Origin of the sequence: Arthrobacter sp. D5-1 (assembly GCF_017357425.1) — a bacterium.
Classification (GTDB): Bacteria; Actinomycetota; Actinomycetes; order Actinomycetales; family Micrococcaceae; genus Arthrobacter.
The window spans coordinates 2,134,257-2,145,418 of record NZ_CP014571.1; the positions used below are offsets into that span (position 1 = coordinate 2,134,257).

The 11,162-nt window shown below is 60.4% G+C and carries 9 protein-coding genes; 7 read left to right on the forward strand and 2 right to left on the reverse strand.

The genetic code is table 11. The features are described 5' to 3' along the window. Position 1: 1 nt before the first annotated feature. The 5 genes from AYX22_RS09750 (at position 2) to AYX22_RS09770 (ending at position 7,684) form a co-directional block, all read left to right on the forward strand. Complete coding sequence (locus AYX22_RS09750) at positions 2-1,342, forward strand: MFS transporter (protein WP_207597227.1); 1,341 nt, start codon at positions 2-4, stop codon at positions 1,340-1,342. A 240-nt stretch (positions 1,343-1,582) separates the two neighbouring features. Continuing rightward, positions 1,583-2,881, forward strand: coding sequence for an MFS transporter (locus AYX22_RS09755; RefSeq protein ID WP_207597228.1), 1,299 nt, complete (start codon positions 1,583-1,585; stop codon positions 2,879-2,881). Positions 2,882-2,898: 17 nt separating this feature from the next. Beyond that, positions 2,899-3,567, forward strand: coding sequence for a TetR/AcrR family transcriptional regulator (locus tag AYX22_RS09760; protein WP_207597229.1), 669 nt, complete (start codon positions 2,899-2,901; stop codon positions 3,565-3,567). Positions 3,568-3,626: 59 nt separating this feature from the next. Next, positions 3,627-5,918, forward strand: coding sequence for an alpha-L-rhamnosidase (locus tag AYX22_RS09765; RefSeq protein WP_207597230.1), 2,292 nt, complete (start codon positions 3,627-3,629; stop codon positions 5,916-5,918). Beyond that, complete coding sequence (locus AYX22_RS09770; RefSeq protein ID WP_207597231.1) at positions 5,915-7,684, forward strand: glycoside hydrolase family 3 N-terminal domain-containing protein; 1,770 nt, start codon at positions 5,915-5,917, stop codon at positions 7,682-7,684. Before AYX22_RS09765 ends, AYX22_RS09770 begins: the two co-directional genes overlap by 4 nt. A 293-nt stretch (positions 7,685-7,977) precedes the next feature. Here the strand turns inward: AYX22_RS09770 and AYX22_RS24025 are convergent, their stop codons facing one another. Continuing rightward, positions 7,978-8,475: a DUF4192 family protein gene (locus tag AYX22_RS24025; protein ID WP_242703579.1), complete on the reverse strand. Its 498-nt coding sequence runs from the start codon at positions 8,473-8,475 to the stop codon at positions 7,978-7,980. A 165-nt stretch (positions 8,476-8,640) separates the two neighbouring features. Beyond that, complete coding sequence (locus tag AYX22_RS24030; protein WP_242703580.1) at positions 8,641-9,009, reverse strand: DUF4192 family protein; 369 nt, start codon at positions 9,007-9,009, stop codon at positions 8,641-8,643. A gap of 494 nt (positions 9,010-9,503) precedes the next feature. On the opposite strand from AYX22_RS24030, the gene AYX22_RS09780 reads away from it, so the two are divergent. Together AYX22_RS09780 and AYX22_RS09785 are read left to right on the forward strand one after the other, a co-directional pair. Beyond that, complete coding sequence (locus tag AYX22_RS09780) at positions 9,504-9,680, forward strand: CsbD family protein (RefSeq protein ID WP_207597232.1); 177 nt, start codon at positions 9,504-9,506, stop codon at positions 9,678-9,680. Positions 9,681-10,108: 428 nt separating this feature from the next. Then, a complete protein-coding gene (locus AYX22_RS09785; protein WP_207597233.1) occupies positions 10,109-11,155 on the forward strand; it encodes an iron ABC transporter substrate-binding protein in 1,047 nt (348 codons plus the stop codon). Positions 11,156-11,162 lie beyond the last annotated feature (7 nt).

The window sequence follows — 11,162 nt, forward strand, 5'->3', positions numbered from 1 at the left end:
CATGGACATTCTCAAAGACCTTCGCTCATCCCCGATGAGCAGGCTCCAAGTCCGGGCCGTTGCGGTGGCCATCGCCCTGATGCTCATTGACGGCATGGACGTTGCGGTGGCCGCCTATGCCGCACCCGCACTGTCCAAAGCGTGGAGCCTGGACCCCGTCACGTTGGGTTTCCTCCTCAGCTCCGGTCTCGTAGGGATGGCAGCGGGCTCGCTGATTCTCACGCCATTTTCAGACAAGATCGGCCGACGCCGAATGATGCTGGTGGCACTGATCCTCGTGAGCACGGGCATGGTCCTCTCGGTCTTTGCCGGCGACGTCATCCAGCTCATGGCCTACCGGGTGCTGGCCGGCCTGGGCATTGGCGGCATGATCGCCAACTTGAACGTGTTCGTCTCGGAGTACTCGTCGGATAAACGCCGCGGGAGCATTTTCGGGTTGTTCACCTCAGGGTTCGCCATCGGCGCGACTCTCGGTGGCTTCATTGCGGGGCCGTTGATTCCACACTTTGGCTGGCGCTCTGTGTTCGCCGTCGGGGCTGCGGCCAGCATCATCATGCTTGCGGTGACGTGGCGATTCCTCCCCGAATCGCTGGAGTACTTAGTCAGCAAGCGTCCGCCCAATGCCCTGGCCCGGATAAATGCCCTTCTCCTGCAAATGCGGAGGCCGGCCCTGGCCGAACTCCCTGACCTATCTCAGGGGCAGCAAGTGCAGCGCGGAATCAGGGACCTGTTCGCCGGACGAATGGCCATCCAATCACTCCTGCTGTGGACTGGCTACGGCTTGATGATCGCCGCTTACTACTTCGCCAGTACGTGGACACCCAAGCTCATTGCCACTTCATCGGGCGACGACAGCCTGGGCGTGACCATGGGGCTTGTGGTCAACTTCGGTGGCATCATCGGTTGCTTCATCTTCAGCATCCTGGCCGTTTTCCTGCGCAGCCGGCACTTGCTGCTGGGATCCCTACTGGTCTCTGCCCTGATCTACGCACTTTTTGGGACGACGTTCAACCAAACATCACTGGCCATCGTGATCGGCGCAGTTCTCGGTGTGGTCACTTCTGCCAACGTTGCGGGGTTCTACGCCACCACACCCACCCTGTTCCCGGCCGCCTTGCGCGGAACGGGCATCGGTTGGATGGTGGGCATCGGACGACTCGTCTCGATCGTTTCGCCCATCCTTGTGGGCTATCTGCTGGCCGGCGGGTGGAAGGCAGAGAACGTCTTCATTCTCTTCGGCATCCCGTTAGTGGTATCGGCCTTGTCGATGGCGGCGATCTGGTCGCTTGCCTCCCGGAAGCCGGTAGGGGAGCGGGGTAGCGAGACGGTGAGTGTGGGCTAAAAGTAGCCCGAAACGAATTCGACGTCGGCACTCTCTTGAGTGCCGACGTCGATCGCTGCGGGAATGGAGGCCACTCCTGAGGCTGTCGATTTCACAAAGAAAACATGCAGTGTTTGCGCGCTACTGCTAAATACCCTCTTGTGGGTCGGTTTTTAACTTGCTAGGCTTCTTTGAAAGCAGGATCGAAACGATTCAAAAGGCTCCTGCTCCCAGAAACTTTGTGATTCAAAGGAGAGTCCCATGAATGCTCTTGACCAACGGGCCGCGACCCGCCACGGGTGGCGGGTTGCTTTTGCTTCCGGCCTTGCCTCCTACGTTGACGCCGGAGCCATCGCAGGCACAGGCACCGCTCTGGTGATTCTTCAAGGTCCGCTTGGTTTGACGCCCGGGCAGATTGGCCAAATGTCAGCGCTCCTGACAGTAATGATCGCCGGCGGCGCGCTCATTGGCGGCCGGCTAGGTGACAGGTTGGGCCGTCGTCGCGTTTTCCTCGCCACCCTCAGCATTTTCATTGTGGCTGCATTGGCTCTCATGCTTTTCCCGAGCGTTGCAGTCCTCTACGTAGGCCTGGCCGTGCTCGGCTTTGCGGCCGGAGCGGACCTCCCCGTCTCCATGGCGATGATCGCCGAGTCGGCACCCGAGGATAAGCGCGGAAAGATGGTGACCTTCACACATGTGCTATGGATGGCGGGCATCCTGGGCGTCATTGTCATCAGCATCTTCTTCGGCAACGCAGGAGTTCTCGGTGCTCAAATCATCTACGGCCATTTGGCGGTGGTTGCATTGCTTGCAGTTGCGCTGCGGTGGGGCATTAAGGAATCGCACCTCTGGACCGAAGCGCACAATCGTCCTGTAGCCAATGACGCAGTCGATGAGGAACGCGTGGATCTGCGATCCTTGCGTGCGCTCTTCGCGCCCAAGCTCCTGGCACCCCTGGCAGCCACTGGCCTCTTCTATGCCTTGGTCAACATCGCCGCCAACACCAACGGACAGTTCTCCACGTACCTCTTCGTAAATGTAGCTGGCACCGACGTCGCCACGGCCTCGATGCTGGGACTGGGCATTCTGCTCCTCAGCGTGGCAGGCCTGTTCATCATGATGAAAATCGTTGACACCTCCAAGCGACACCGTTCGTTTACCATCGCCGCCGTCGTCGCCGTCGCCGGTCTTGCAGTCCCGCTCGTCTTCGGCGTCACCGCCGTGACACTGGTGATTATGGGCGTGCTGGGTGCACTTGGCGGTGCCATCGCCGGCGAACCAATGTACAAGATCTGGTCACAAGAGCTTTTCCCCACCAGCCACCGAAGCACGGCGCAAGGCATCACCATCGCCTTCGCCCGCCTCGTTGCGGCCGGGGCAGCCCTGGTGACTCCACTGATCATCTCGGCAGGTCCCACGCTGCTCTTTGTCTTCCTGATCATCACCTCCGGCGCGGCGTACCTGATCGGCATCTTCTGGATCTTCCGGATGCGCACCTTCCTCAAGGGCGACGGCGGCGTGACGGTTACCCAGGACGCGCGCCAGAACGTGGCAGGCTAAGCGGCTAAGTTATGACGATGCAAACCGAGGTAACCACAGCAGACATTGAACGCCCCAAGCGCGTGCGTCGGACTGGTCCGTACAAGGCAGCCGATGCCAGGCGCCAAGCCATCCTGGAAACGGCAATCGAGCACTTTGCGCAATGGGGTTACTTCAACTCCTCAATGCCAAAGATCGCAGCCGACGTGGGGTTGACTAAAGCCGGCCTGATGCACCACTTTGCCAGCAAGGAAGAGCTCCTCGCAGCTGTTCTGGAACTGCGTGACCAGCGTGCAATCGCCGCTTTCTTTGCCGAGGACTTCCAGAACGATCCCGTCAAGTACTTCGGGCAGGTGGCCGCCCAGGCAGCGTTCAACGAAACCCAGCCAGGACTGACCCAAATGTTCACCGTGCTGGCAGCAGAAGCGTCCAACGAGGAACATCCCGCCCACGAGTACTTCCAGCGGCGATACAAAAGCATCATCGAAGCAGCGTCCGGGATTCTTACGCCGATGATCGCTGCTGGAGCCCTTCGCGAAGGCACGGACGTGCGTCAGGTTGCCGCTGAAGTCCTGGCAGTCGTGGATGGCTTCACCATCCAGTGGGCTTTCGATAAAGCGAATACATCGTTGCACAGCATGGTCTTCAACTACCTTGACCGGCTTTCGCGGTCAGTTACCCCTGACGGCCGCGGGCTCGGGGACTGACGTCGTCTCCCGCCGGTTTTGCCGGCCACCTACTCCTCATGCATTAGAGAAAGAAGCTCATGACAGCACTACTCCCGTGGTCCGCGACGATGATTGCGCCCAACGAGGACTTCAATGGAGCGCCCCTGCTGCGGAAGGAATTCGCCCTGGCAGACAGCCACGGCTCACCCGTCAAAGCGATCCTTCGCGCTACGTCCTTCGGTGTTTACGAGGCCTCCATCAACGGACGTCTGGTGGGCGAGGATGTCTTGAGCCCAGGTTGGAGTGCCTACGAGTGGCGGCTCCGCTACCGCAGTTACGACATCACACACTTGCTGGAACCCGTCAATGTCATCGGCGCTGCCCTTGGCAACGGCTGGTACCGGGGCAACTTGTCCTGGAACGGCAATTCTGAGTTCTACGGCTCGGAACTTGGCTTCTTCGGCCAGCTGGACATCGAATATGCGGACGGCTTCGTCCAGACACTCAGCAGTGATTCGTCCTGGCAGTCCGGCCCCTCGGCCATCCTCGCCAATGACCTCTACAACGGACAAACCATTGACGCCAGGCTCACCGCGGACAACTGGACCAAGCCCGGTTCCGACACGAGATCTTGGGGCGGCGTCCACGCCCTAGAGTTTGACACCGCTCGCCTGGCCGAGCCGATCAGCCCGCCTGTGGTCCGGAACGAAGTCCTCAGGCCCGTGGATATCTTCACGTCCCCCAGCGGCAAAACACTCCTGGACTTTGGACAGAACCTGGTTGGATGGCTCCGGTTTACGGTTCAGGGCCAACGCGGTGACACCATTACCGTCCGCCACGCCGAAGTACTCGAGGACGGTGAACTTGGCGTCCGTCCGCTGCGCACGGCGCAAGCCACGGACAGCCTCATTCTTTCCGGTGGGCCGGACTTCTTTGAGCCGACGTTCACGTTCCATGGCTTCCGCTATGCCGAGGTGACTGGCTGGCCGGGTGAGCTGACAGCGGATTCCGTGGAAGCCGTCGTCGTACATTCCGCGCTTGAGCGGACCGGCACGTTCGAATGCTCCAATCCACTGGTGAACCAGCTGCACAGGAACATTGTCTGGGGGCTGAAGGGTAACTTCCTGGACCTGCCCACGGACTGCCCTCAACGAAACGAGCGGCTCGGCTGGACTGGTGACATCGCCGTGTTCGCGCCCACCGCTGCCTACCTGTACGACGTCAAGGACTTCCTGCAGGACTGGCTCCAGGACCTTGCCGCCGAGCAGGGAGCCGCCGACGGGATGGTCCCGTTTACCGTGCCGGACATCCTCAAATATGAGGAACACCCCAAGGAATTTCCGGCCCCCGAGTCCACCGCGCTCTGGAGTGAAGCCGCCGTCTGGGTTCCCTGGGCGCTGTGGGATGCCTATGGAGACCAGGATGTTCTGCGCCGGCAATACGACTCGATGACTGCCCACACCCGACGGGTTGAGGGGTTGCTCTCCGAGACTGGCCTATGGGACCGGGGTTTCCAGTTCGGCGACTGGCTGGATCCCGACGCCGCACCCGACCAGCCGTGGAACTCCAAAGCGGATAACGGCGTCGTAGCCACGGCCTGCCTCTACCGCACCGCCAGACTCATGTCGGAAACCGCCGCGATCCTCGGCCACGCTGACGACGCGGAGGAGTTCAGTGACCTCGCCGAACGTGTACGTTCCGCCTTCAACAGCCACTACGTTGGCCCGGACGGCATCATTCTCAGCGACTGCACCACCGTTTACGCCCTCGCCGTTGCTTTTGACGTGCTCGACGGCGACGGGGAACGAACGTTCGCAGGGAACCGCCTCGCTGAACTTGTCTCCCGCAACGGGTATCGGGTGTCCACCGGTTTCGCCGGCACACCCTTTATAACGTGGGCTCTGTCCGAATCGGGACACGTTGACGATGCCTACAGGCTTCTCTTGGAGGAACAGTGTCCCTCGTGGCTCTACCCGGTGACCATGGGGGCCACCACCGTCTGGGAACGCTGGGACTCGATGCTGCCCGACGGAACCATCAACCAGGGCGAGATGACCAGCTTCAACCACTATGCCCTGGGTGCAGTTGCCGATTGGCTGCACAAGGTGGTCGGCGGTATACGGCCACTTGAGCCCGGATACGCCAGGGTTCTTTATGCACCCAAGCCCGGCCACGGAATCCAATGGGCCAATACCAGCCTGGTCACGCCGCACGGAACCGTGGCCAGCGAGTGGCATCTCCAAGAAGGGGGAGGCTACGAGTTCAGCGTTACGGTGCCCGATGGCGTATCTGCCGAAATTGACGTGCCGTCGATGCCTCGGCAAGAAGTAGGCTCTGGCACGCATACGTTCCGTACCTCTGGGCTGGTCCTGACAGGAGAAGGCAAATGAGCGCGAGGGCCACCCATGCCCCCTACCAGGACGCAACCCTCCCCGTGAGCGAGCGGGTAGAAGACCTCCTCGGAAGCATGACCCTGGAAGAAAAAGCCGGGCAAATGTTCCATGCCATCACTTTCGGCGGAGCATCCGTGGACGCAGGAACCCAAGGTCTGATTGCCGACGGATTCATGAGCCACTTCAACGTCCACCAACTGCCGGATGCGCGGACGGCGGCCCGGTGGCATAACGCCATTCAGGAGCTGGCATCCCGGACGAGACTGGGTATTCCCATTACAGTCTCGACGGATCCCCGGCATGCCTTCGCCGAGAACCAGGGCGCGTCCTTCGCAGCCGGCTTCTTCTCCGCATGGCCCGAGCCCATAGGCATGGCCGCACTCCGGGATCCCGAAACTGTTCGGCGCTTCGCTGACACGGCACGCCAGGAATACCTCGCCGTTGGACTTCGGGCAGCCCTGCACCCCACCGTGGACCTCGCCACCGAACCAAGGTGGGCCAGGCAATACAGCGGCTTCGGCCAAGACCCCGAGCTCACGGGCCAGCTGGCCGCGGCCTACCTTGAGGGGTTTCAGGGCGGTTCCGTAGGCGATCAGAGTGTTGCGTGCATGACCAAACACTTCCCTGGAGGCGGGCCCCAAAAAGACGGGGAAGACCCGCACTTCCCGTATGGGCGTGAACAGGTCTATCCGGGTGGCAGGTTCGAGGACCACCTGCTGCCATTCCGTCACGCCATCGGCGCCGGCACCAGCGCCATCATGCCCTACTACGGAATGCCCGCGGAACTACGCCGCAACGGTGAGGCCATCGAGGAAGTAGGGTTCGGGTTTAACCGACAAATGATCACCGGACTGCTGCGCGAGGAACTCGGCTACGACGGTGTGGTGTGCACTGACTGGGGGCTCCTGCACGACTCGGACGTGTTCGGCATGAATCTGCCCGCCAGGGCCTGGGGCGTTGAGCACCTCTCCGTTGATGACCGCATAATCAAGGCCATTGAAGCGGGCTGCGACCAGTTCGGTGGAGAAGCCTGCCCCGAAATCCTCGTGGCCCTGGTGAAGTCGGGCCGCATCCGGGTACAGCGCATCGACGAATCAGTGCGGCGGTTGCTGAAGGTCAAATTCGAGCTCGGGCTCTTTGAGAACCGCTACGTGGATGAGGAAGAAGCTGTAGCCGTCGTGGGCAACGCAGAATTCCGTGAGGAGGGCCTCAAAGCACAGAGTCGGTCCGTGGTGGCTCTCAAAACTGTATCGGGTGTCTTGCCGTTGAGCTCCTCGACTCGTGTGTACCTGGAGGGGATGCCGCCCGATGCCTTCGCTGATTGTGCTGTCATCGCACCTACTCCGGACGATGCCGACGTCGCGATTGTCCGTCTCGATGCCCCTTACGAGCCACGCAATGATCTGTTCCTTGAAGCGATGTTCCATGCCGGGAGCCTGGAGTTCGATGCCACTACCGTGGCACGTATTGAAGAACTCGCTTCGAAAGCACCCGTGGTCCTTGCGATCAACCTCGACCGTCCGGCGATACTCACGCCGCTGGAACCGCACTGTACGGCTCTCTTGGCCACGTTCGGAGTCTCCGATCAGGCCCTCGTGCGGGTGCTGACAGGCAAGGCAAATCCCGAAGGCCGGCTTCCCTTTGAATTGCCACGATCAACTCAAGCCGTCCTTGAGGCCCACAGCGATGAACCGGGTGGTACCCGGGATCCTTTGTACGCCTATGGTTACGGGCTGAATCGACTGGAACGCAACAGCACGTAAGGAGAACGCTCGATGTTCGGCTGACTCAATCGTGTGGCGCAGTCGCCGACTCGCCTCGGTTCTGATCTAGTGTCGTGTCGTCACTACTGCGGCGTGGTGCCGGGCAAGAGTGGATGCGGTGTCGACCTAGCATAGTTTTCGAAGGAACCGGCTGTCCTGGTAGGGATGAGACATTCGAAGCGAATCAGCCGGGTTTCTCCATGAACGGGAGGTCTCGAAGCTACTTTTGCTCCTGGAATTTAGCCGCCGATGACGGAGATTCGGTCAACCTGCTCAGTCTTGGAAAAAGTGGTTTATGCCATGTCGAGTCGGGTCTTGTAGGCGGTGTTTTTGTTGGTGTTCCAGCCTGCGATGATTCCGGCTCCGAGCATGTGGTCGGTGAGACTGGCGAAGCGGTATCCGGGGTCTGTGTCGAGGGCGAGCTGCATATATTGGTGTGCTTTGGATCCTCGGCCTTCCCACCAGTTGATGTAGCCGATGGTGGTGAGGATAGGGGCTGCGTGTTGCGGGCTGGTTCTGGTGTAGGAGTGTAGGAGGAGTTGTTGTGCCCATTCGATCCGTGACCACCTGGGCGCGGTTTGGGTTTGGGCGAAGAGGATGTGTTGGGGTGGTTCGTTGATGCCGGGGATGTCGGCCATGAGCCGGTCTCGGATGTGGGGGAATTGGAAGTTTGCGATGAGGGTGATGCAGGCTTCGTCGGTGGGGAAGTCGCTTGACTCCAGCATGGTTGTCCAGAGGCCGCTCGCTTGTTGCGCAGCTTCTTGAGGTGTCTGGGCTCGGATGATGCTCATGCAGTTTTCGACGGCGATCGCGTGGTCTGCTTCGTGGGTCGGTGCTGGAAGGACGATCCGGTTGGTGGGTTCTATGGTGCTGCCGCGGTAGATGAATTCGGCGTTGACGCGGCTGTATTCGGTGGTGCTGATGGGCAGGCTGATGTCTTGTCCGGGCTCGCTGTCCTAGGGGGAGTAGGTTTCGTCGCTGACGAAGATTCCGTCGCGTATGGTGATGCCGTTCTCGGCGAGGACTCCGGTGAGCGCGGCAATGGTCGCTGCATGTGGTTTGGGCTGGCCGGGTTCAAAGTGGGCTGAGGTGTAGAGGGCGAAGACGATGCTTGTCGCGCTGGTGTCACTGGTGAGGTAGCTGCTGACGGTGCGGGCGTAGGGGAGTTCCGTGCCGGGTTGACGGGGGAGGTCGATGCGGAGGGTGGCTCCGACCTTGCCTTTGTCCAGGGCGATGCAGACCAGACTCTCTTGGGGCCAGAACCCCAGGGTGTGCCCGATGAAGCTCAGTAGATCTGCCGGGTCCTTGATGGTGAGCGCATCCATTGTCCTTATCCTTTGCCCGTGTGCTGATTCTGTGGTCTTGTGGGCCGTTCTGATAGGGACCCGTGCGCCGGTAGAGGGCTGGAGTGCAAATCGGGGGACCGGGCCGATCCGGAAAGTTCGGAAGGGGACAAGTGGCGTAGGAGCGCCGAGCGAACTTTCCAGACCGGCGCTGGCATGTCAGCGCCTTGGCTGCGCGGCGGCCCGTCCAGCGATGGTCGGGATATCAGAATGACAAACAGCGTTGTTGCTTCTGGCTATTCATGGAGGGGTCATGACCTCACGTCATGACGTCAGTGAGAGCGCTCCTTTGCCTGAAGGTGATCAGTAAGGACGCGTCGCCTTTTAGGTTCGTCCAATTCCAGTGCGCGGTCTCGGAGAGCCAAGGGTGTGATTTCCCAACCTCTCACTTGAAGTCTGGCCGCCGCAGATGCCGCTGGATAGCGTAAACGATGATCCCATCGGTAGCTGCCGGTTCGCCTCAGAGGAGGAATACTATGGGTCTCGGCGACAAAGTCGGGAATGCGGGGAGAAAGCTTGCCGGTAAGGTCAAAGAAGCCACCGGCAGGGCAAACGGTGACGACCGCCTCAGGGCCGAAGGAAAAAGGGACCAGCTCAGGGCGGACCTCAGACAGGCTGTCGAGAAGGTGAAGGACGCGTTCAAGAAGCGCTGACCACCGGTAAACGCCAGGCTGTTTTCTACGTCGAATGTAGATGCGACAGCATCGATAATCATTGCGACGACAACGAACCCAAGGTCAGGCACAGCTCGGCAGCTTGGCCTTCAGGACAAACTGGTCAAGGTCGGCTGCTCCCGGAAGCCCATCCTGCACGTCGCAATGTGATGGTTTTTCCATGAGCTCAGCATGCAGTCGGTAGAGCCTCGACGGTCATCCGCAGGACCTAAGCGGGGGAAGGTGACTGTTGCTGTGCCGCGGCATGCGGGGTCTGAGGGTTCCAACGTGGCCATGACCTCACAATGGTAGGAGCGCCGTAACATTCGTGCCCAGCAGTTCGGAGCCTTGGACGCTTAGGCATGGCTAACCTAAACTTCCTGGGAGGGTCCCCGATCTCTCTCCGACAGTTTGCAGAAAGTATCCCCATGAAAATTCCCAATATTGCGCTGGCCAAAATTGCACTCGTTGCCACCGCCACCCTCGGCCTCGCAGCCTGCGGCTCCAATGCTTCGACTGCCCCCGCGTCGTCCGAACCTGCTGCCGCCGATGGCATCACGGTGTACAACGCCCAGCACGAAAGCCTGACCAAAGAATGGATCGCCGCCTTTACCAAGGAGACGGGAATCAAGGTCACCTTGCGCCAGGGGTCGGACACTGAAATGTCCAACCAGATCATTCAGGAGGGCGCAGCCTCGCCTGCTGACGTCTTCCTGACGGAGAATTCCCCGGCCATGGCTCAGGTTGAAAACGCCGGCCTCTTCGCCGACGTAGACAAGACCACCATTGACCAGGTGCCCGCAGAGTTCCGTCCTTCCACCGGCAAATGGACCGGTATCGCAGCCCGCTCCACCGTGTTGGTGTACGACAAAAACAAGATCAGCGAAGACAAGCTACCCAAGTCCATGCTGGATTTGGCCAACCCGGAGTGGAAGGGCAAGTGGGCAGCGTCGCCCACCGGCGCCGACTTCCAGGCCATAGTCTCCGCGCTGTTGGAACTGAAGGGCGAAGCCGCCACTGAGGCATGGCTTAAAGGCATGAAGGACAACTTCAAGGCCTACAAGGGCAACGGCACGGCCATGAAGGCTGTTAACGCCGGCGAAGTTGATGCCGCGTTGATCTACCACTACTACTACTACGGCGACCAGGCCAAGACCGGCGAGAACTCCAAGAACGTCACGCCGTACTACTTCAAGAACCAGGATCCGGGTGCCTTCGTATCTGTGTCCGGAGGTGGCGTGCTGAAGTCCTCCAAAAAGGCAGCCGACGCCCAGGCTTTCCTGAAGTTCATCACGGGCAAGAAGGGCCAGGAGATCCTGAAGACCGGCACGTCCTTCGAATACGCCATCGCCTCGCAGGTTGAGGCAAACGAGAAGCTGGTTCCCATCAAGGAACTGCAGGCTCCCGTGGTTGATCCGGCAAAGCTGAACTCCTCCAAGGTCACGGACCTGATGACCCAGGCGGGACTGCTGTAATTCGGTG